A 19,595-nucleotide genomic window follows, 5' to 3' on the forward strand; every position below is an offset into this window, starting at 1 on the left:
CGAGGATGCGTGCGTCGATGCGTGCTTCACTGCTCGCGGCCCTGCCGCTCGCCGGCCTCGCCGGCGCGGCCGCGGCCGGCCCGTCGCCGGTCCTCCAGACCCTGGACTACGCCAACACGCGCTACTCCGCCCTCGACCAGATCGACGCCGGCAATGTCGGGCGCCTGAAGGTCGCCTGGACCTTCTCCACCGGCGTCCTGCGCGGCCACGAGGGCGCGCCGATCGTGGTCGGGCACGTGATGTACGTGCACACGCCCTTCCCCAACGTGGTCTACGCCCTCGACCTCGACCAGGGCGGGAAGATCCTGTGGCGCTACGCGCCGCGGCAGGACGCGGGCGTCATCGCCGTGATGTGCTGCGACACGGTCTCCCGCGGGCTGGCCTACGCGGACGGGCGGCTGTTCCTGCAGCAGGCCGACACCACCGTGGTGGCGCTCGATCCGGCGACCGGCCGGGTGCTGTGGTCGGTGCGGAACGGCGACCCGGGCCGGGGCGAGACCAACACCGCCACGGTCCTGCCGGTGCACGGCAAGCTCATCGTCGGGCTCGCGGGGGGCGAGTACGGGGCGCGCTGCCACGTCACAGCCTACGATCAGGCGACGGGCGCGCGGCTCTGGCGCGCCTACGCCACGGGGCCCGACGCCGACATGCTGGTCGACCCCGCGAAGACCACCGAGCTCGGCCGCCCGATCGGCAAGAATTCCTCCCTGAAGAGCTGGGAGGGCGACCAGTGGCGGACCGGCGGCGCCTGCAGCTGGGGCTGGTTCTCCTACGACCCCGACCTGAACCTCGTCTATTACGGCACCGGCAATCCCGCGACCTGGAACCCGAGCCAGCGGCCGGGCGACAACCGCTGGTCGATGGCGATCATCGCCCGCGACGCCGATACCGGGATGGCCCGCTGGGTCTACCAGATGACCCCCCACGACCAGTGGGACTACGACGGCGTCAACGAGATGATCCTGACCGAGCAGGTGATCGGCGGCCGACCCCGGAAGGTGCTGACCCATTTCGACCGCAACGGCTTCGGCTACACGCTGGACCGGGCCACGGGCGCGTTGCTGGTGGCGGAGAAGTTCGACCCGAGCGTCAACTGGGCCAGCCGGGTCGCCATGGACCCGGCCGCCCCCGATTACGGACGCCCGGTGGTCGACAAGCGCTACGCGCCGGGCGAGGCCGACGAGGACGAGACGACGAAGAACATCTGTCCCGGAGCGCTGGGTGCCAAGAACCAGCAGCCGGCGGCCTACTCGCCGGTCACGCGCCTGTTCTACGTGCCGACCAACCACATGTGCATGGATTACGAGGCGTTCCGGGTCACCTACACGCCCGGCCAGCCCTATGTCGGCGCGACCCTGACCCTGCACCCGCCCCAGGGCTCTGACCGGACAGGCGCGTTCATCGCCTGGGACGGCGCACAGGGCCGGATCGCCTGGACGATCCCGGAGCCGTTCTCGGTCTGGTCGGGGGCGCTCGCCACGGCGGGCAACGTGGTCTTCTACGGCACGCTCGAAGGCTACCTGAAGGCGGTCGATGCCCGGGACGGGCACGAGCTCTACCGGTTCAAGACCCCGTCCGGCATCGTCGGCAACGTCACCACCTACCTGCACGACGGGAAGCAGTACGTGGCGTTGCTCTCCGGCGTCGGCGGCTGGGCCGGGATCGGTCTGGCGGCCGGGCTGACCGACCCGGCCGACGGCTCGGGGGCGGTCGGCGGCTACGCGGCCCTGTCGCAGTACACGGCGCCCGGCGGGCAGCTCACGGTGTTCGAACTGCCGCAGTGAGCCGCCGCGGCGGCGTCCGCCCGGGCCGCCCCGCGATTCGCGCGGCATCCCTCCGAGGTGCTTCCGCGTCGGATCTGCCGGGGCGCGTCCCGGGCCGACGCCCTCTCCCGTGCGGTCCCGGCCTCGACGCCGACGGTTGGCCTCGGGCACGTCTATTCTGTCGCGGCCGCGGTGTTCGCGGCCATCGGTGGCCGAACTTAAGTGTTGATAGGGATTTTTCGAGATAATAAATTTCGAGATACGATAAAAAATCGGAAAATAAGCTGACTTACGAAGTGTTGCTCCGAAGATACGAATCGCTGTGACGTCGGTTCTTGAACGAACTATGACGATCTGCTCTCGCTGATCTTGGATATGGGGCGCGCGACCGGCCGGATGAGGCGGCATCGGAGAACGCGTCATGACTCGGGGATGTGGGATCTCAATCGCCGCTCTGGCGGTCGCGCTGCTCGGTTCGGGCGCCCAGGCGCAGACGGTTGGTACCGGCAACGGCGTCGCCATCCTGTCGGGCTTCGGGCGGATCTGGATTCCGGGACGGACCTACGACACCGGATCGCCCACGGCCCTCGGGGCGCCCCTCCTGCTGCGCAACATCCAGATCGTCGCCGAGCGGGCGCGGGAGCGGACCGGCGCGCAGGAGATCGCCGCCTACTACGACGACCGCCGCAACCAGAGCTACAGCGTCATCGACGGCCTCGGGCCGCTGACCCAGGCCTATCTGGCGGGGTCCGGGGCGACCACCACGATCCCGGCCTTCGACGCGACCACGTCCCGCGTCCAGTACGTCGACCAGGGCACCGGCGCCGGCGTGACGACGTCGCCCCTCGGGAAGGTCGTGCAGCTGGTCAACGCGTTCCGGACCAACGCCTCCACCGGCCCGGCCAAGGACGCCTACAGCTATCCGCGCCCCTGGCGGCAGAGCCTGGACGGCCAGGGCCTCGGCTTCGTCGTGCCGCCCTCCCTCGTGCCGGAGAAGAGCCCCACGCCCGCGACGGACGGCGGCTTCCCGAGCGGCCACACCAACGCCGCCTACCTCTCGGCCCTGGCCCTGGCCTACGCCGTGCCGCAGCGGTTCCAGGAACTGCTCACCCGCGCGAGCGAGCTCGGCGACGACCGGATCGAGGCGGGCATGCATTCGCCCACCGACGTGATCGGCGGCCGCGTGCTGGCGACCTACTTCGCCATCCGGGCGCTCAACGATCACGCGAACGCGGCCCTGCTGGGCGAGGCCTTCGCGCAGGCGCAGAGCTACCTGAGCCAGGCCTGCGGCGGCCCGCTGGAGCGGTGCGCCCACGCGCCCGTGGATCCCGCCACCGACCGCTTCTCCGATTACGCGCGCAACAAGGCCGCCTACACGGCGCGCCTGACCTACGGCCTGCCGCCGGTCGGGCCCACGGACCGGCCGCCGGTAGTCCCGGCGGGCGCCGAGGCGCTGCTCGCGACCCGCTTCCCCTACCTCACGGCGGCGCAGCGCCGCGACGTGATCGCGACCACGGAGTTGCCGTCCGGCGGCTTCCTCGACAACGGGCTGGGCTACGACCGCATCAACCTGTTCGCCGCCGCCGACGGCTACGGCGCCTTCAACGGCACGGTCACCGTCACCCTGGACGCGGCCAGGGGCGGGTTCTCGGCCTACGACGTCTGGCGCAACGACATCGGCGGCGCGGGCGGACTCGTGAAGCTCGGCAGCGGGACGCTGGTCCTGACCGGCGCCAACACCTACGCGGGCGGCACCACGATCGGTGGGGGAACGCTGATCGGCCATGCCGGCGCCTTCGGCACGGGCGGGATCGTCGACGAGGCGGCGCTCGTGGTGGATCAATCGACCGACGGGACGCTGGCCAACGCCGTCGCGGGCTCCGGGACCCTGGCCAAGACCGGGACGGGCACGCTCACGCTCACGGGGCTCAGCGCGCTGACGGGCGCCACCGCCGTTCAGGCGGGGCGGCTCGCCGTGAACGGCGCCCTCGCCAACTCGGTCGTGTCGGTGCTGCCGGGGGCGGAACTGGGCGGCTCGGGCACGCTGGGCGGGATCAGCGCGCTCCCGGGCGGCACGGTGGCGCCGGGCAACGCCGTCGGCACGCTGTCCGTCACCGGCAACGTCAGCTTCGCGCCCGGATCCGCCTACCGGGTCGAGGCCGACGCCGCCGGCCGGGCCGACCGGATAGCCGCCGCCGGCAGCGCCACCCTGTCGGGCGGCACCGTCCAGGTGCGCGCCGCCTCCGGCACCTACAACCCGCGCACCACCTACACGATCCTCTCCGCCGCCGGCGGCGTCTCCGGCCGGTTCGACGGCGTGACCGCCAACCTCGCCTTCCTCAGCCCCGGCCTGCGCTACCGGACCGACGCGGTCGACCTGACCCTCACCCGCAACGACGTGCCCTTCGCCGCCAGCGCCAGCTCGCGCAACGGCGCGGCCGTCGCCAGCGCCGTCCAGNGCCAGCGCCGTCCAGGCGGCCGGCCCGGGCCGGCTCACCGACGCGGCCGTGGGCTTCACCGCCGCCGAGGCGGGCAGCGCCTTCCGGGCGCTGGCGGGCGACATCCACGCCGGCACGGTGTCGGCCGCCTTCGAGACCGCCTTCTTCGTGCGCGAGTCCGTGCTCGACCGCCTGCGCTGGGGCGGCCCCGGAACCGGGCTCGACGACGGCAGCCTGCCGGCCGCCGACGCGGCCGACCTCCCTGGCCGGACCCCGGTTGTGGCCAACGTGCCGGTGCGGACGCTCGACCCGCAGGTGTTCGGGCTCTGGGGCCAGGGCTTCGGCGCCTTCGGCACGGCCGACGGCGGCGGCAACGCCTTCGACCTCGACCGGCAGATCGCGGGCTTCGCGGCGGGCGCGGACGTGCGCGTGGCCGACGGGCTGCGCGTCGGCATGGTCGGCGGCTACACCGAAGCCTATCTCGACAGCGCCGGCCGGTCCGGCGGCACCAGCCGGGCGGAGAGCGCGGCGCTCAAGAGCGGGTTCGGCGGCCTGTACGGCGGCTACGAGCTCGGCCCGCTGTCGTTGCGGCTGGGCGCGCTCTACGCCGACACGGACGCGCGCACGCGCCGGGCGGTGCTGTACGGGCTGTCGGACACGCTGAGCGGGCACGGCGGCGGCCACACGGTTCAGGGCTTCGGCGAGATCGGCTGGCGGATCGCGCTGGGCCAGCCGGCGGCGAGTTCTGTCGAGCCGTTCGTGGGCGGGGCGTATGTCGGGATCCGGAGCGGCGCCTTCGCGGAGACGGGCGGCGCCGCGGCGCTGGCGAGCTTCGCGCGGGACTACGACCTCGGCGCGGCGACGGTCGGCGTGCGGGCGCAGACGCGCCTGGACCTGGGGCTGGGTCTTCCGGTGACGCTGCGGGGTCTCGTGGGCTACCGGCGGGCGTTCGGCGACGTGGTGCCGACGGCTCTGCTGGCCTTCGGCGCGGGCGGTCCGGCCTTCCTGAGCGCGGGCGTGCCGATCGACCGGGACGCGCTGGTGGCGCAGGTCGGGCTCGATCTGGCGGTGGCGCCGAACGCCAGCCTGGGCGTGGCCTACACGGGCCAGACCGGCACCCGAGCCCAGGACCAGGCCGTCAAGGGCAGCTTCACCCTCCGGTTCTAGCGCGCGCCCTGAGCGCCGATGAAATCCACGAAGGCGCGCAGCGGCGCCGGCAGGTGCCGCCGGCCCGGATAGTAGAGGAACGGTCCGGAAAATTCCTGCCACCAGGGTTCCAGCACCGGCTCCAGGGCGCCGCTCTCGAGATGCGGGCGCAGCCAGTCCTCGAACAGGTGGACGATCCCCGAGCCGGCGACCGCCGCCGCCACCCCGAGGTCGCTGGCCCCGACCCGCACGATCAGCGGCCCGGACGGGTCCACCCGGACGATGTCGCCGTCGCGCTCGAACTCCCACGGCGCCGTCAGGGCGCCGCTGGGGAACCGGCCGAGCAGGCAGGCATGGTCGAGGAGGTCGCGCGGATGGTCCGGCCGGCCGCGCCTTTCGAGATAGGCCGGGGACGCCGCGGTGGCGAAGCGCTGCCGCCGCGGGCCGATCGGCACGGCGATCATGTCCTGCTCCAGCCGCTCGTCGTAGCGGATGCCGGCGTCGCAGCCCGCCGCCAGCACGTCCACGAACCCGTCCTCGACCACCACCTCCAGGCGGATCTCGGGGTAGGCCGCCAGGAAGGGCGGCACGAGCGCGGGCAGCACCAGCCGGGCGGCGCTGAGCGGCACGTTGAGCCGGAGCGTGCCCGCGGGCCGGTCGCGGAACCCGTTCACCACGTCGAGGGCGGATTCCACCTCGGCGAGCGCCGGGCCGAGCCGCTCCAGCAGGCGGGCCCCGGCCTCGGTCGGCGCGACGCTGCGGGTGGTGCGGTTCAGGAGGCGCACGCCGAGCCCCGCCTCCAGCCGGCGCACCGCCTCGCTGAGGCTCGACGCGCTCCCGCCGCTCGCCCGGGCGCCGTCGCGAAAACCGCCGGCCCGCGCCACGGTCACGAAGGCGGCGAGGTCCGTGAGATCCTGGGACATCGTTCGGGAATCCGCACAGGCCGTGCCGATTGTCACGGCTTATCGGCGCAAAAACGGGCGTCTACATCCGGGCCACTAACAGGAGATTTGCCATGACCGATCTCGCGCAGGCCGGGACCTACCAGCTCGGCGACCGCACCGTGAAGCGCCTGGGCTACGGGGCCATGCAGCTCGCCGGGCCGGGCGTGTTCGGGCCGCCCAAGGACCGCGCCGAAGCGGTCGCGGTGCTCCGGAACGCCGTGGCCGCGGGCGTCGACCACATCGACACCAGCGACTTCTACGGGCCGCACGTCACCAACCAGATCATCCGCGAGGCGCTGCACCCCTACCCGGACGACCTCGTGATCGTCACCAAGGTCGGCGCCAGGCGCGGGGCCGACGCCTCGTGGAACCCGGCCTTCTCGGCCGAGGAACTCACCCAGGCGGTCCACGACAACCTGCGCAACCTCGGCGTCGACGCCCTCGACGTGGTCAACCTGCGCCTGATGTTCGACGTCCACGGCCCCGCCGAGGGCGCGATCGAGGCGCCGCTGACGGTGCTGGCGGAGCTGCAGCGGAAGGGGCTGATCCGCCGGATCGGCCTGAGCAACGCCACGCCGCGCCAGGTCGCTGACGGCCGCCGGATCACCGACATCGTCTGCGTGCAGAACCAGTACAACCTCGCGCACCGAGGCGACGACGCGTTCATCGACGATCTGGCGGCCGCCGGCATCGCCTACGTGCCGTTCTTCCCGCTGGGCGGGTTCAGCCCGCTCCAGTCGGACACCCTGTCGGAGGTGGCGGCCGGGCTCGGCGCGACGCCGATGCAGGTGGCGCTCGCCTGGCTGCTGCGCCGGTCGCCCAACATCCTGCTGATCCCGGGGACGTCCTCCCTCGGCCACCTGCGCGAGAACCTCGCGGCGGCCGCACTCGCGCTCCCGGACAACGCGATGGCGGCGCTGGATCGGATCGGGGCGGCGTGACCGGTTTCCGGTCGCACGCTCGGTCGCGGTCTCCCCTCCGCGTCATCACGAGCGCAGCGACGTGACCCAGGGCAGCGCGACGACGGTCGGCGTCGCGCCGTCTGGATCGCTTCGCTCCGCTCGCAAGGAGGGCGGTGCCGACGTGATCGACCGGACGCCTACTTCGCCGTCATGCCGGCCACCATCGGGCAGCCGCCCTCGCTCATCGGGCGGAACGCCTGCTCGGCGGGGATCGTCTCCAGCACCTTGTAGAGGTCCCACTCGCCCTTCGACTCGGCGGGCGCCTTGGCCTCGAACAGGTACATCGGGTGGATCTTGCGCCCGTCCGGCCGGATCGTGCCCTTGCCGAAAAGCGGGTCGTCGGTGGGTATCTCCTTCATCTTGGCGACCACGGCGGCGCCGTCCTTGGCCGAGTGCAGGGCCGCCACCGCCTTCAGGTAGTGCAGCGTGCTGGCGTAGACGCCCGCCTGGTACGAGGTCGGCTTCTTGCCGGGCATCCGCTTCTCGAAGCGCTCCGCGAAGGCCCGGGTGCCGTCGTTGAGGTCCCAGTAGAACGAGGCGGTGAAGTCGAGCCCCTGCGCCACCTCCAGCCCCAGCGAGTGGATGTCGGTGATGGCGATCAGCAGGGCCGCGAGGGACTGGCCGCCCTGGCGGACACCGAACTCGTGCGCCTGCTTGATGGCGTTGGCGGCGTCGAGGCCGGCATCGGCGAGGCCGATCACCTGGGCGCCGGAGGCCTGGGCCTGGAGGAGGAACGACGAGAAGTCCGGGTTCGGGAAGGGCGTGCGCACGCCGCCGACGACCGTGCCGCCGTTCTTCTCCACCACGGCCTTGGTGTCGCGCTCCAGGGCGAGGCCGAAGGCGTAGTCGGCGGTGATGAAGTACCAGGTCTTGCCGCCGCGCTTGAGCATCGCCTTGCCGGTGCCGTTGGCCAGCGCCGCGGTGTCGTAGGTCCAGTGCACGGTGTTGGGCGTGCAGGCCGGGCCGGTCAGGTCGGCGGTGCCGCCGCCCGAGTTGATGAAGGCCTTGTTCTTCTCCTTGGTGATCTGCGCGATGGCGAGCGCCACCGAGGAGGTCGGCACGTCGAACACCGCGTCGACGCCGTCGCGGTCGTACCATTGCCGGGTGATGGAGGCGCCGACATCGGGCTTGTTCTGGTGGTCGGCGGCGACGACCTCGACCTTCAGGCCGTGCGCCTCCGGCTTGAAATCCTCGACCGCCATGCGGGCGGCGACCACCGAGCCCTCGCCGGTGGAGTCGAAGTAGACGCCGGAGCGGTCGTTCAGCACGCCGATCTTCACCGGCGCGAGGTCGGCCGCGAGCGCCGCGCCGGCACCGAGCGCGCACAAGCTCCCGAGCAGCGCCGCGGCGCGGTGGCGGAGCGTCATGTCTCTCTCCCTGTCTTGTCCACCCGGCGGCGTTGATCGCCGCTCGGGACGTTTCCGAAGGCAGAGTATCCGTGGCGGTCCGCGGCTGGAACGGGTGCGCGTGAGGATGCCGACGATCCGTCAGGGGCAGCCCTCCCCGCCCGAGACGGCACCGCCGTCTTTGCGAGCGGAGCGAAGCAATCCAGCAGCACCACGCCCGCCGAGGTCGCGCTGCCCTGGGTCGCTTCGCTGCGCTCGCGATGACGGGGAGCGGCGGCGATCAGACTCTCAACCGCCCCGCGGCGCCAATCCAAAAATCGCCCGCGCCTGGTCGGGCGTGGCCGGCTCCCGGTCGAGATGGGCCAGCAGGCTCACGGCCTTCTCCACCAGGGCGGCGTTGCTCGGCGCGAGCGTGCCCCGGGACAGGTACAGGTTGTCCTCCAGCCCGACCCGGACGTTGCCGCCCATGCCGGCCGCCACCGCGAGGATCGGGAACTCCTCCCGGCCGATGCCGAAGGCCGACCAGACCGCGTCCTCCGGCAGCCGCGCCCGCATCGCCACCAGCGCCTCCGGCGTCGCCGGGGCGCCCCACGGGATGCCGAGGCAGATCTGGAACAGCGGCGGGCGCGCCAGATGCCCCTCGGCGATCAGGTGCCGGGCCAGCTCGATCTGGCCGAGGTCGAACACTTCGATCTCGGGCTTCACGCCCGCGTCGCGGATGTGACCCGCCATCGCCCGCAGGTGGCCGGGTGTGTTGAGGAACAGGTGCTCGCCGAAATTCATCGTGGCGACGTCGAGGGTGCAGATCTCCGGGCGCAGCGCGCCGACATGCCGGGTGCGGGCCTCCGGGGCCACGAAGGTCGTGCCCGGGCCGGCGAAAGCCGGGTCGGGGTCGCCCGGCACGAACCGGCCCCCCGCCCCCGTGGTCAGGTTGAGGATCACGGCGTCGTTCTTCTCGCGGATCCGCTCCACCACCTCGCGGTAATGGGCGAGCTCCATGCTCGGCGCGGCGGTCTCGGGATCGCGGACGTGGATGTGGACCACGGCGGCCCCGGCGGCGGCGGCCTCGAGCGCCGAACGGGCGATCGCCTCCGGGCTCACCGGCACGGCCGGGTTCTTCCGCGGCGTGTCGAAGGAGCCCGTGAGGGCGCAGGTGATGACGGTGGTGCTCGACATCGATGTGCTCCCCGGACTCAGATCGCCCCGCCGTCGACCGTGATCGTCTCGCCCGTGATGTAGGCCGCGCCGGCGCCCAGGAAGAAGATCGTCTCGGCGATGTCCTCCGGCCGGGCCATGCGGCCGAGCATGGTGCGCCCCACCGTCGAGGCCTTGCGCTCCTCCGACCAGGGCTCGGTCCACGGCGTGGCGACGAGGCCCGGCGCCACCGCGTTGACGCGCACGTCCGGCGCCAGCGCCCGGGCGAGGCTGCGGGTCAGGTTGATCAGCCCGGCCTTGCTGGCGGAATAGGCCACCGAGGAGCCCCGCCGGCCGAGCCCGGCCACGGAGGCGGTGTTGACGATGGCGCCGCGGCTCGCCTTGAGGGTCGCGGCCGCGGCCCTCGCGCAGCGGAACGGCCCGAGCAGGTTGGTCGCCAGGATCGTGGCCCAGAAATCCTCGGTCATCGCGTCGAGGTCCTCGAACGCGATGGGCGTGGTCGTGCCCGACGTGCCGGCATTGTTGACGAGCACGTCGAGGCCGCCGAGCCGGTCGATGCCGGCCGCCACCATCGCCTCGGCCTCGCCCGCCCGCGACACGTCGCCGGGCAGCGCGATCACCGAGAGGCCCTCCCCGGCGAGCCGGGCGGCCTCGGCCGGGCCGCGGGCATCGTCGGGCAGGTGGTTCAGCGCCACCGCCGCGCCGTTGCGGGCGAAGATCGCGACGGTCGCGAGCCCGATGCCCGAGGAGGCCCCGGTGACGAGGACGCGCCGTCCGGACAGGTCCGCTCCGATCATGATCCCTCCATCCGGCCGATCCCGGCCATCGCCGCCTTGAGCGCCAGGAGCTTGCGGTCGCGCTCGCGGAACAACTCCTCGGGCGCGCGCCCGCCCCAGTCGAAGTAGCCGCGCCCCGCCATCACCCCGGTCCGGCCCTCGGCGCAGAGGGCGTCGAGGGTCTCGGAGCGGGTGCGCGGCGGCGGCGGCGCGTAGCTGCCGTTGGCCAGCGCCCGCTGCGTCAGCTCCAGCCCGGTGAAGTCGGCCTTGGCGAGGTGGCCGAGGATCGGGATGCGCAAGGCGAGCCCGTGGATGATCGCGTCGTCGATGTCCTTCGGCGCGGCGACGTCCGCGTCGAGGAGCCGGAACACCTCGGCGCTGATCGCCTGCTGGATGCGGTTGGCGATGTAGCCCGGGATGAAGCGCTTCAGCACGATCGGGACCTGCCCGAGGCCGCGCACGAGGTCGGCCATCGCGGCGACGACCGCCGGGTCCGTGCCGGGCCCCGGGACCACGTCGACGAGGTCGACGATGTAGGGCGGCGTGTACCAGTGCAGGATCAGCGCCCGCGCCTGCCGGCGTTCCGGGATCAGCGGGAAGACGTCGAGGTAGCTGGTGTTGCTGGCCAGGACCGCGTCGGCCGGGCAGAGCCGGTCGAGCTCCGCGAAGAGCGCGCCCTTGGCCTCCGGGTTCTCGGTGATCGCCTCGATGACGAGACCGGCGCCCGTCACCGCAGCGCCCAGCTCCGCCTCGACCCGGACGGCCCGCGCCAGCCGCGCGGCATCCCAGCCCTCCGGGGCGGCTCCGGCTTCCCGCAGGGTCGCGAGCGCCGATGCCATGAGGCCGGGCACCCGCGCGCGGGTTTCGGCCGACGTGTCGGTGATCCGCACCGCGTGCCCGTGGAGCGCCAGCACCAGGGCGATGCCGTGCCCCATCAGGCCGCCGCCGACGATCGCGATCTCGCCCATGCCGCGCGTTCCCTTCCCTGCCCCGGGGCTCCTCTCGCGGGAATCCTCGGGTCGTCCGTCCGGTCCTCAGCCGCCGCGCTGGTCCCGGCGCATCATGAAGGCCAGCTTCTCGAACAGGCTGACATCCTGCTCGTTCTTCAGGAGCGCCCCGTGCAGCGGCGGGATCAGCTTGCGGCCGTCCTGCTCGCGCAGCGTCTCGGGGGCGATGTCCTCGGAGACGAGGAGCTTCAGCCAGTCGAGCAGTTCCGAGGTCGAGGGCTTCTTCTTGAGGCCCGGGACCTCGCGCATCGCCAGGAAGGTCCGCAGGGCCTCCTCGACGAGGCGGTGCTTGATGCCCGGATAGTGGACGTCGACGATGCGCTGCAGCGTCTCGGAATCGGGGAACTTGATGAAGTGGAAGAAGCAGCGGCGCAGGAACGCGTCCGGCAGCTCCTTCTCGTTGTTCGACGTGATGATCACGATCGGCCGGCGCACGGCCTTCACGGTCTCGCCGGTCTCGTAGACGTGGAACTCCATCCGGTCGAGTTCGGTGAGCAGGTCGTTGGGGAACTCGATATCGGCCTTGTCGATCTCGTCGATGAGCAGGACCGGGCGCTCGGGCGCGGTGAACGCCTCCCAGAGCTTGCCGCGCCGGATGTAGTTGCCGATCTCCGAGACCCGCTTGTCGCCGAGCTGGGAGTCGCGCAGGCGCGAGACCGCGTCGTACTCGTACAGGCCCTGCTGCGCCTTGGTGGTCGACTTGATGTTCCAGACGATCAGCGGCGCGCCCAAGCCCTTGGCGATCTCCTCGGCCAGCACGGTCTTGCCGGTCCCGGGCTCGCCCTTCACGAGGAGCGGCCGCTCCAGGACCACGGCGGCGTTGACCGCCGCGGTGAGGTCGGGGGTCGCGACGTAGGTCTCGGTTCCGGAAAAGCGCATCGCGGTCTCGGAGAGAGGGGCTCGGGCCCAGGGGTAGCGCGCCGCGCCGCCGGGCCGCAAGCGCAGAGCCCTTCCGGCCGGGTCTGTCCGAACTCCGTCATCACGAGCGAGGCGAAGTGATCCAGGGCAGCGCGACGTTCCGAGGCGTGGCACCGCCCTGGGTCGCTTCGCTCCGCTCGCAAGGACGGTATCGCCGCGAGGGATCTCAGCCCTTCTCGTGCCAGACGCAGTTCCGGGCCAGGATCTCGAGGTTGACGTCCGACTTCTGCGGCTGGGGCAGGGTCTTGCCGTCCATGGCGAGGTCGATCTTGATCTCGACCTGGCCCTTCGCCTCGTTGGAGCGGCGGGAGAAGTAGCAGTACTGCTGGTAGGGCTGGTCGGCGCTGTCCTTGAAGTTCCAGCCGGTCACGATCTGCCCGTCGAGGTAGGGCACCTGCTTGAACACCGTGAAGGTCGTGTTCACCGCCGCCTTGGAGGCCGGGGCGGCATCGCTGCCGAGCTGCGCCTTGGTGGGCGTCGGGGAGGCGGCGACCTTGGGCAGGCCCTCGAGCTTGAGCGTGTTGTCGGTGAGCGTGACCTCGCCCTTGGTCTTCAGGGTCACGTCCGAGAGCGCCGCCTGCATGGCGGCGGCGATCTTCTCGGCGGCGGTGTCGAACTGGTTCAGGGTCGCCCAGCCGTAGGCGGCCGCGCCGACACCGATTCCGGCGAGGCACGCGAAGGCGCCGAAGCCCAGCGCCCGGAACAGGAAGGCCCGGGCGGCGACGTAGCTCGAATCCGCCCGCAGGCGGGAATTCACCTGCTGGGCGAGGGCGATGTTCTCAGGGGTCCCGCTCGCGACGTAGTTCATGCGCCGGCTCCAGCGGCAGGGAGGGTCGGGCCCGGATGGGTCTGGTTCGGCAGCGCCTGCTGGCCCTGGGCCGGCCGGTTCATCGGGATCACCGCGCCCGACGCGTTGGCGGCGCGCGGCAGGATCGGCTCGGGATGCGAGCGCAGGGCGTCGGCGATCGCGTCGAGCATGTACGGGGCCGCCTCCGGGTTCACGGCGGCGCCGAGATCGTCCTCGTCCATGAAGGTCCGGCGGGTCGAGACAGCGCAGAGCGCCAGGATCGTCGACGCGAAGGCCGCGCAGACCGCGGGCAGGAACACGAAGATCCGCAGGAAGGCGTGGACCTGGCTCTCGGTCACGTCGATCGGGTCGACGCCGTAGACCATGGCGGTGAAGGAGTGGAGCTGCGAGCGGTTGACCGCGTTCCGGTAGCCCTGCTCGGCATCGGCGACGCGGCGGTCGGCGGCGCCCGGATCGAGGGCGGCGCGCGCCTTGCGGGCCTCCTCCAGCTCCTTGATCATCCCGGCGCGGTCGGCGGACGCCTTGGCGACGCCCTGCGACAGGGCGGCGACCCGCGGATCGGCCACGCATTTCAGGTTCTGGTACTTGCGGCCCTTGCTGTTGGTGCCGAAGACCCGCTCGCAGCGCTGGCCCGGCAGGCCGGCGAGCTGCTGGGCGTTGTCGGCGGAGCGCTTCTCGATCTGGTCGAGCTCGGCCGTGTACTGGGCCACACGCTCGTCCGCCGCCCTGATCCGGTCGCCGATCGTGGCGCGGTCGGCCTGGGCGTCCTTCAGGGCGGTCTTGGTCCGGGCCGCCTCCATCAGGCGCGGATGGAACATCATCTCGCCGAGCTGCGACACCGACTTGGTGGTCACGCCCGCCGCGAAGATGATGCCCAGCACGGCGAGGCCGCGCACGAAGTAGGAGCGCTGGGTCCGGGCCAGGATGCCGAGCGGCACGCGGCACAGCTCCACCGCGGCGTAGACCAGCGGCGCCAGCAGCATGAAGTAGAAGGCGTGCCAGTCGCCGTCGCTGTAGACGCCCGCGAACAGCCACGCGCCCCAGAGCGAGGCGCCGATCACCATGAACTCGACGAGGTACGCGATCGCCACGTAGCCCCACTTGATGCGGTAGCCCTTCTCGACGTGGCGCTGGTGGCGCCAGCGGTCCGACTCGAGCTTCCACTCGCGCTTCTCGCGCTCGAGGTCGCGGCTGGGGGGCGCTGTCGGACCGGCAAATATCGATTTGATGGAGATCATCGGCCTCGTCGCATCCATCCGGTCCAGTTCCGGGCCGAGCCCGGCCGAGCTTAACCCCCGGTTAACTCAGGCGTGTATGCGCGCATTGTGCCGATTTTGAGCCGGGTTGCACGCCTTCACCGCATGCCTCCTTTGGATGCTGTCCGCATCTCGCGTGCCGGTGACCGAAATGTCTCACCCACGCCTGTATCCGGCTTGTGTCGGAACGCACATCCGTGGGGTCGATCGCGGCCGGAACCCGGTTGCCCCGGGGGCGGCGGCGACCCATGATCGCGCAGCCGTGATCGGCATCCCCCCGCCCCCGAGAGACGAGGTTCGATCCGCCGCCGATGCCAGAGGTCCACGCCGGCTCCTACAAGGAAGCGATCCTGTTTCTCGTCACAGCGGGCATCGTGGTGCCGCTGTTCCACCGCCTGCGGATCTCGCCGGTGCTCGGCTTCATCGGCGCCGGGGCCCTGCTCGGACCCTTCGGTCTCGGCCGGCTGGCCGACACCTATCCCTCGGTGCACCTCTTCACCATCGGCAACCGGGCCGAGATCGCGCACCTCGCCGAGTTCGGCGTGATCTTCCTGATGTTCATGATCGGGATCGAGCTGTCCTGGGAGCGCCTGCGGGTGCTGCGCCGGCTGGTCTTCGGCCTCGGCTCCCTGCAGGTGGGCTGCTCCACGCTGATCCTCGGGGCGATCCTCTACGGGCTGAACGTGCCGCTCACTGGCGCGGTGATCGTCGGCATCGGCCTCGCCCTGTCGTCCACCGCCGTGGTGCTGCCGGTCCTGGCCGAGCAGAAGCGGCTGAACGCGCCCACGGGCCGCACCAGCTTCGCGGTGCTGCTGTTCCAGGACCTGGCGGTGGCGCCGGTCCTGTTCGCGATCGCGGTGCTCGGCCGCGACGACGGCGGCGACAAGGGCTGGGCGCTCGCGATGGCGCTCGGCCAGGCGGCGATCGCGCTGGTGCTGATCGTGGTGGCGGGCCGCCTCGCCCTGCGCCCGCTGTTCCAGCTCGTGGCGCGCACGCGCTCCACCGAACTGTTCATGGCCGCGTGCCTGCTCGTCATCGTCGGCACGGCGCTGACCGCGGCGGCGAGCGGCCTGTCGATGACGCTCGGCGCCTTCGTGGCCGGCCTGCTGCTGGCCGAGACCGAGTACCGCCGGGCCATCGAGGCGACGATCGACCCGTTCAAGGGCCTGCTGCTCGGCGTGTTCTTCGTCTCGGTGGGCATGAACCTCGACCCGGCGCAGCTGATGGCGACGCCGGGAGCGATCATCGGCCTGTCGCTGGCGCTGGTCCTGATCAAGGCCGCCGTGGTGATGATGGCGGCCCCCGTCCTGAAGATCCCCCGGCCGGTGGCGCTGGAGACGGCGCTGCTCCTCGGTCCGGGCGGCGAGTTCGCCTACGTGCTGATCGGCGGCGCCATGGCCACCGGCCTCGTGCCGGAGGAGGTCGGGGCGGCGGCCCTCGTGGTCACCACCGTCACGATGATCATGATCCCGGCCCTGGCGGCGATCGGCCGGCGGCTCAAGATGCGGGCGGCCGCCGGCGCCCAGGCCGCCGTCAAGGCGGAGCCGTGGCCGCAGCGCGTGGAGAACCGGGTGATCGTGGCGGGCTTCGGCCGCGTCGGCCGGCAGGTCGGCGAGATGCTGGAGCGGCACAAGATCCCGTATCTCGCCCTCGATTCCGACGCCGCCCGGGTCGCCGAGCAGCGCCGCGCCGGCGCGCCGGTCTATTTCGGCGACAGCGGCAACACCGAGATGCTGCGCCGCTGCGACATCGCCACGGCCCGGGCGCTGGTCGTCACCCTCGACAATCCCCGCGCCGTCGAGGCGGCGGTGGCGGCGGCCCGCGCCGAGCGGCCGGACCTGACGATCGTGGCCCGGGCCCGCGACGCCCGCCACGCCTCCTCGCTCTACGAGCTCGGCGTCGACGACGCGGTGCCGGAGACGATCGAGGCGTCGCTGCAGCTGTCGGAGGCCGTGCTGGTCGATGTCGGCGTGCCGATGGGGCTGGTGATCGCGTCGATCCACGAGCGGCGGGACGAGTATCGCGCCCTGCTGAAGAAGCGCGAGAGCGAGGCGAAGCCGATCTTCCGGGCCCGGCGGACCGTCGGGAAGGCGCTGGGCAAGGCCCCGGTCAAGCGGGAGCCCGAGCGCCAGGAGGCGGCCGGCCAGGAGGCCTGAGACAGGAGGCCTGAGGCTTGGTGCAGGAGGCCTGGGCCGCGGGCCTCCGCTCAGATCAGGACCGGATGCGCGTCCTCGTGCCTGGGCCGGCGCGCCGCGCGGCTGCGCGGCGCCGGCTCGAACCCGTCGGCGAAGCTGCATCGGTAGACCAGTTCGTCCGCCGGCCCGAGGCCGGTGACGAGGGGCACCGTCACGGTGTCGCCGGAGAAGCGCCAGCCCCGGGCGCCCTTGTCCCAGTAGAGCCAGACCGTCCCGGGATAGCCCCGCAGAGTGAAGACCGCGGCCTTGCGCGACAGGGCCTGCACCGCCCGCGGCGCGTACATGCCCTTGTCGCGATAGGCGTCCCGGGTCGCCTCCGGCTGGCGGTCCATGAAGGTGTTGCGCACCAGCTGAATCGTCGCCCCCGGCTTCCCGAGAAACCGCTTGAATTCCGTCAGATTCCGCAGGATGACCGCCATCGCAGGTCTCCTCGCTAGCTCCGTGCGGGCCGCGCTGCCGCGTCCGCACACACTCGATGCCCCGAGTTGAGCGATTCCCATGACCGATTGAGTGACTGGGCGAGGCTTGTCCGGACACATATCAACAGATTCGGCGACTTATGCCCAGGTTATGAGTCCCATCGGCTCGGAGAGACTCGTCCGGACCCCGGGATCAGCGGTGTCGACCCGGCTGAATCCTGTCGACCATCACCGAAGACTCGGGAGACTTCCGGGAAAGTCCTGCCCCGCGCGGCGCGGTCCCGGGCGATTCGCGCGGGCTTGACCCGGACGCCCGGCTGGCGCGTTCTCCCGGGATGCTGCAGTTCTTCACGGCTCTCCGGGACGCCAAGGTCCCCGTCTCGCTGAAGGAGTACCTGACCCTCCTCGGCGCCCTCGACCGGGGGCTCGCGGAGCACGACGTCGAGGCGTTCTACTTCCTGTCGCGCACCGCTCTCGTGAAGGACGAGGCGCATCTCGACCGGTTCGACCGGGTGTTCGGTACCGTCTTCAAGGGGCTGGAGACCCTCGGCGAGGCGGTGGAGCCCGCCGCCATCCCGGAGGAATGGCTCAGGAAGCTCGCCGAGAAGTACCTGACCGAGGCCGAGAAGGCGGAGCTCAAGGCGCTGGGCTGGGACAAGCTGTTCGAGACCCTGAAGCAGCGCCTCGCCGAGCAGAAGGGGCGCCACCAGGGCGGCTCGAAGTGGATCGGCACCGGCGGCACCTCGCCCTTCGGCGCCTACGGCTACAATCCCGAGGGGATCCGCATCGGCCAGGACCGGAACCGCAACTTCCGGGCGGTGAAGGTCTGGGACAAGCGCGAGTTCAAGGACCTCGACGACGAGCGGGAGATCGGCGCGCGCAACATGCGCCTCGCGCTGCGGCGCCTGCGCCGCTTCGCCCGGACGGGGGCGGCCGAGGAGCTCGACCTCGACGGCACGATCCGCGCGAGCGCCCGCCAGGGCTACATCGACGTCAAGCTGCGTCCGGAGCGGCGCAACGCCGTGAAGGTGCTGCTGTTCCTGGACGTCGGCGGCTCGATGGACTGGCACATCGAGCAGGCGGAGGCGCTGTTCTCGGCGGCCCGCTCGGAGTTCAAGCACCTCGCGCATTTCTACTTCCACAACTGCCCCTACGAGGCGGTCTGGACCGAGAACCGGCGCCGCCACGAGGCGAGGACGCCGCTCCTCGACGTGATCCGCACCTACGGCAGCGACTACCGGCTCGTCTTCGTGGGCGACGCCTCGATGAGCCCCTACGAGATCGCCACGCCCGGCGGCTCCGTGGAGCACTGGAACGAGGAGGCCGGCGCCGTCTGGATGCAGCGGCTCCTCGACCATTTCCCGAAGGCGGCGTGGCTGAACCCGGTGCCCGAGACGCACTGGGGCTACACCCAGTCGATCGGCATGGTGCAGCGGCTCATCGCCGGCCGGATGTTTCCCCTCACCCTGGAGGGGCTCGACGCGGCGGCGCGGGCGCTGGTGCGGTAGCGGGCGGGTGATGCCGCCTCGTTCGGGGAGGGGCGTGACACGTTTCCGACGTCTCTGCGAGCGCAGCGAGGCAATCCAGCCGCGCCACGCTTACAAGGTCACGCTGCCCTGGATCGCTTCGCTGCGCTCGCGGTGACGGGAGAGGGATCGATCGAACGACCCGAACGGCTTCCGTCTCAGCCCTGCTGGGACGGGGTCGTCACGACGAGGCCGTCCAGAGCCGGCGTGATCTTGATCTGGCAGGACAGGCGGGAATTCTCGCGGACGTCGCTGGCGAAATCCAGCATGTCCTGCTCCATGTCCTGCGCCTTGCCGACCGTCTCGATCCAGGCATCGGCGACGTAGACGTGGCAGGTGGCGCAGGCGCAGGCGCCACCGCACTCCGCGTCGATGCCCGGGACGTTGTTGCGCAGCGCCGTCTCCATCACGGTCGCGCCGACGCTGCCTTCGACGGTCCGCTCCGTCCCGGCGTGGTCGACGTAGGTGATCTTGGGCATGCTGGGGGCTCCGGGCTCGCGTCGAGCGCAATCTGTCCGACGGGCGGCGTGCCTGCTTGGCGGCTGGAAACGCGGAATGCAAGCGCGGCGGTTGACGCCGGTCCCGGATCGATCGCCGCATTGCGGCGACGCCGTCAGGCCCGCGCCTCCGCGATCTCCGCCAGCGCCCGCGCGACCGCGGCCGCGAGGTCGTCGACCGGCACCGCGCCGGTATCGGCGCGCAGGCGCGTCTCCGCGGCATCCGCCAGGGCCCGCACGTGCACGGCCCCGACACCGGCGGCCGAGCCCTTCAGGGTGTGGGCGAGGTCGGCGCGCGCGTCCCGCGGCAGGGCCGGGTCGGCGAGGCGCGGCAGGATCGACCGGCACTGGCCGGCGAACAGCTCCAGAACCTCACGGGCCAGATCGGCGTCGCCGCCGGTCTGGGCCTCGAGTTCCGCGGGGTCGATGGCCTGCATGA

Annotated in this window: 17 protein-coding genes and 1 pseudogene; 6 read left to right on the plus strand and 12 right to left on the minus strand. The window is 71.8% G+C overall.

The genetic code is table 11. The features are described from left to right. Positions 1–17: 17 nt before the first annotated feature. Positions 18–1,784, plus strand: a complete 1,767-nt coding sequence (locus MOTC310_RS02365; RefSeq protein WP_331300660.1) for a methanol/ethanol family PQQ-dependent dehydrogenase — start codon at positions 18–20, stop codon at positions 1,782–1,784. Positions 1,785–2,498: 714 nt separating this feature from the next. Here MOTC310_RS02365 and MOTC310_RS02370 read toward each other — a convergent pair. Continuing rightward, positions 2,499–2,633 (minus strand): hypothetical protein, encoded by a 135-nt coding sequence (locus MOTC310_RS02370; RefSeq protein ID WP_331300661.1) that lies wholly within the window; start codon positions 2,631–2,633, stop codon positions 2,499–2,501. Between MOTC310_RS02370 and MOTC310_RS02375 the strand changes: the two are divergent. Together MOTC310_RS02375 and MOTC310_RS02380 are read left to right on the plus strand one after the other, a co-directional pair. Then, a pseudogene (locus MOTC310_RS02375) lies at positions 2,620–4,125 on the plus strand (phosphatase PAP2 family protein); the annotation flags it as partial. The gene MOTC310_RS02370 and the pseudogene MOTC310_RS02375 sit on opposite strands and share 14 nt — an antisense overlap. A gap of 145 nt (positions 4,126–4,270) precedes the next feature. Further along, positions 4,271–5,368: an autotransporter outer membrane beta-barrel domain-containing protein gene (locus MOTC310_RS02380; protein ID WP_331300662.1), complete on the plus strand. Its 1,098-nt coding sequence runs from the start codon at positions 4,271–4,273 to the stop codon at positions 5,366–5,368. On the opposite strand, the gene MOTC310_RS02385 is transcribed toward MOTC310_RS02380, so the two are convergent. Next, the gene (locus MOTC310_RS02385) at positions 5,365–6,270 is read right to left on the minus strand and encodes a LysR family transcriptional regulator (protein ID WP_331300663.1); all 906 of its coding nucleotides are present in this window, start codon (positions 6,268–6,270) and stop codon (positions 5,365–5,367) included. The genes MOTC310_RS02380 and MOTC310_RS02385 overlap by 4 nt on opposite strands. Before the next feature lie 92 nt (positions 6,271–6,362). Here MOTC310_RS02385 and MOTC310_RS02390 point away from each other — a divergent pair, with 92 nt between their 5' ends. Beyond that, positions 6,363–7,232 carry an aldo/keto reductase family oxidoreductase gene (locus MOTC310_RS02390; RefSeq protein ID WP_331300664.1) on the plus strand — a complete coding sequence of 290 codons (870 nt, stop codon included), beginning with the start codon at positions 6,363–6,365 and terminating at the stop codon, positions 7,230–7,232. A 158-nt stretch (positions 7,233–7,390) separates the two neighbouring features. On the opposite strand, the gene MOTC310_RS02395 is transcribed toward MOTC310_RS02390, so the two are convergent. The 7 genes from MOTC310_RS02395 to MOTC310_RS02425 all read right to left on the minus strand — a co-directional run bounded on the left by MOTC310_RS02395 (position 7,391) and on the right by MOTC310_RS02425 (position 14,519). Further along, complete coding sequence (locus MOTC310_RS02395) at positions 7,391–8,620, minus strand: ABC transporter substrate-binding protein (protein WP_331300665.1); 1,230 nt, start codon at positions 8,618–8,620, stop codon at positions 7,391–7,393. 267 nt (positions 8,621–8,887) lie between these two features. Next, positions 8,888–9,775 (minus strand): beta-keto acid cleavage family enzyme, encoded by an 888-nt coding sequence (locus MOTC310_RS02400; RefSeq protein WP_331300666.1) that lies wholly within the window; start codon positions 9,773–9,775, stop codon positions 8,888–8,890. A gap of 17 nt (positions 9,776–9,792) precedes the next feature. Then, positions 9,793–10,551, minus strand: coding sequence for an SDR family NAD(P)-dependent oxidoreductase (locus MOTC310_RS02405; protein ID WP_331300667.1), 759 nt, complete (start codon positions 10,549–10,551; stop codon positions 9,793–9,795). Next, on the minus strand, positions 10,548–11,498 hold the full coding sequence (locus MOTC310_RS02410) for a 3-hydroxyacyl-CoA dehydrogenase family protein (protein ID WP_331300668.1): 951 nt from the start codon (positions 11,496–11,498) through the stop codon (positions 10,548–10,550). Before MOTC310_RS02410 ends, MOTC310_RS02405 begins: the two co-directional genes overlap by 4 nt. 66 nt (positions 11,499–11,564) lie before the next feature. Beyond that, positions 11,565–12,416, minus strand: coding sequence for an AAA family ATPase (locus MOTC310_RS02415; RefSeq protein ID WP_331300669.1), 852 nt, complete (start codon positions 12,414–12,416; stop codon positions 11,565–11,567). 205 nt (positions 12,417–12,621) lie between these two features. Next, positions 12,622–13,263, minus strand: a complete 642-nt coding sequence (locus MOTC310_RS02420; RefSeq protein WP_331289705.1) for a hypothetical protein — start codon at positions 13,261–13,263, stop codon at positions 12,622–12,624. Continuing rightward, the gene (locus MOTC310_RS02425) at positions 13,260–14,519 is read right to left on the minus strand and encodes an ATPase (protein WP_331300670.1); all 1,260 of its coding nucleotides are present in this window, start codon (positions 14,517–14,519) and stop codon (positions 13,260–13,262) included. The genes MOTC310_RS02420 and MOTC310_RS02425 overlap by 4 nt, the downstream gene beginning before the upstream one ends. Before the next feature lie 311 nt (positions 14,520–14,830). On the opposite strand from MOTC310_RS02425, the gene MOTC310_RS02430 reads away from it, so the two are divergent. Beyond that, positions 14,831–16,675, plus strand: coding sequence for a cation:proton antiporter domain-containing protein (locus tag MOTC310_RS02430; RefSeq protein ID WP_331289703.1), 1,845 nt, complete (start codon positions 14,831–14,833; stop codon positions 16,673–16,675). Positions 16,676–16,725: 50 nt separating this feature from the next. On the opposite strand, the gene MOTC310_RS02435 is transcribed toward MOTC310_RS02430, so the two are convergent. Next, on the minus strand, positions 16,726–17,133 hold the full coding sequence (locus MOTC310_RS02435) for a hypothetical protein (RefSeq protein ID WP_331300671.1): 408 nt from the start codon (positions 17,131–17,133) through the stop codon (positions 16,726–16,728). 335 nt (positions 17,134–17,468) lie between these two features. Here MOTC310_RS02435 and MOTC310_RS02440 point away from each other — a divergent pair, with 335 nt between their 5' ends. Further along, the gene (locus tag MOTC310_RS02440) at positions 17,469–18,641 is read left to right on the plus strand and encodes a vWA domain-containing protein (protein ID WP_331300672.1); all 1,173 of its coding nucleotides are present in this window, start codon (positions 17,469–17,471) and stop codon (positions 18,639–18,641) included. A gap of 176 nt (positions 18,642–18,817) precedes the next feature. On the opposite strand, the gene MOTC310_RS02445 is transcribed toward MOTC310_RS02440, so the two are convergent. Together MOTC310_RS02445 and MOTC310_RS02450 are read right to left on the minus strand one after the other, a co-directional pair. Further along, on the minus strand, positions 18,818–19,138 hold the full coding sequence (locus MOTC310_RS02445; protein ID WP_192708394.1) for a 2Fe-2S iron-sulfur cluster-binding protein: 321 nt from the start codon (positions 19,136–19,138) through the stop codon (positions 18,818–18,820). Between the two features lie 134 nt (positions 19,139–19,272). After that, positions 19,273–19,593, minus strand: coding sequence for an Hpt domain-containing protein (locus MOTC310_RS02450; RefSeq protein ID WP_331289700.1), 321 nt, complete (start codon positions 19,591–19,593; stop codon positions 19,273–19,275). Positions 19,594–19,595: the final 2 nt, after the last annotated feature.

Origin of the sequence: Methylobacterium oryzae, assembly GCF_036441375.1 — a bacterium.
Classification (GTDB): Bacteria; Pseudomonadota; Alphaproteobacteria; order Rhizobiales; family Beijerinckiaceae; genus Methylobacterium; species Methylobacterium oryzae_A.

Excerpts from the sequence above, each read along its gene's own strand:
- MOTC310_RS02365 (WP_331300660.1), top strand. The coding sequence starts at position 18 with ATGCGTGCTTCACTGCTCGCGGCCCTGCCGCTCGCCGGCCTCGCCGGC.
- MOTC310_RS02385 (WP_331300663.1), bottom strand. The coding sequence starts at position 6,270 with ATGTCCCAGGATCTCACGGACCTCGCCGCCTTCGTGACCGTGGCGCGG.
- MOTC310_RS02390 (WP_331300664.1), top strand. The coding sequence starts at position 6,363 with ATGACCGATCTCGCGCAGGCCGGGACCTACCAGCTCGGCGACCGCACC.
- MOTC310_RS02395 (WP_331300665.1), bottom strand. The coding sequence starts at position 8,620 with ATGACGCTCCGCCACCGCGCCGCGGCGCTGCTCGGGAGCTTGTGCGCG.
- MOTC310_RS02400 (WP_331300666.1), bottom strand. The coding sequence starts at position 9,775 with ATGTCGAGCACCACCGTCATCACCTGCGCCCTCACGGGCTCCTTCGAC.
- MOTC310_RS02405 (WP_331300667.1), bottom strand. The coding sequence starts at position 10,551 with ATGATCGGAGCGGACCTGTCCGGACGGCGCGTCCTCGTCACCGGGGCC.
- MOTC310_RS02410 (WP_331300668.1), bottom strand. The coding sequence starts at position 11,498 with ATGGGCGAGATCGCGATCGTCGGCGGCGGCCTGATGGGGCACGGCATC.
- MOTC310_RS02415 (WP_331300669.1), bottom strand. The coding sequence starts at position 12,416 with ATGCGCTTTTCCGGAACCGAGACCTACGTCGCGACCCCCGACCTCACC.
- MOTC310_RS02420 (WP_331289705.1), bottom strand. The coding sequence starts at position 13,263 with ATGAACTACGTCGCGAGCGGGACCCCTGAGAACATCGCCCTCGCCCAG.
- MOTC310_RS02425 (WP_331300670.1), bottom strand. The coding sequence starts at position 14,519 with ATGGATGCGACGAGGCCGATGATCTCCATCAAATCGATATTTGCCGGT.
- MOTC310_RS02430 (WP_331289703.1), top strand. The coding sequence starts at position 14,831 with ATGCCAGAGGTCCACGCCGGCTCCTACAAGGAAGCGATCCTGTTTCTC.
- MOTC310_RS02435 (WP_331300671.1), bottom strand. The coding sequence starts at position 17,133 with ATGGCGGTCATCCTGCGGAATCTGACGGAATTCAAGCGGTTTCTCGGG.
- MOTC310_RS02440 (WP_331300672.1), top strand. The coding sequence starts at position 17,469 with ATGCTGCAGTTCTTCACGGCTCTCCGGGACGCCAAGGTCCCCGTCTCG.
- MOTC310_RS02445 (WP_192708394.1), bottom strand. The coding sequence starts at position 19,138 with ATGCCCAAGATCACCTACGTCGACCACGCCGGGACGGAGCGGACCGTC.
- MOTC310_RS02450 (WP_331289700.1), bottom strand. The coding sequence starts at position 19,593 with ATGCAGGCCATCGACCCCGCGGAACTCGAGGCCCAGACCGGCGGCGAC.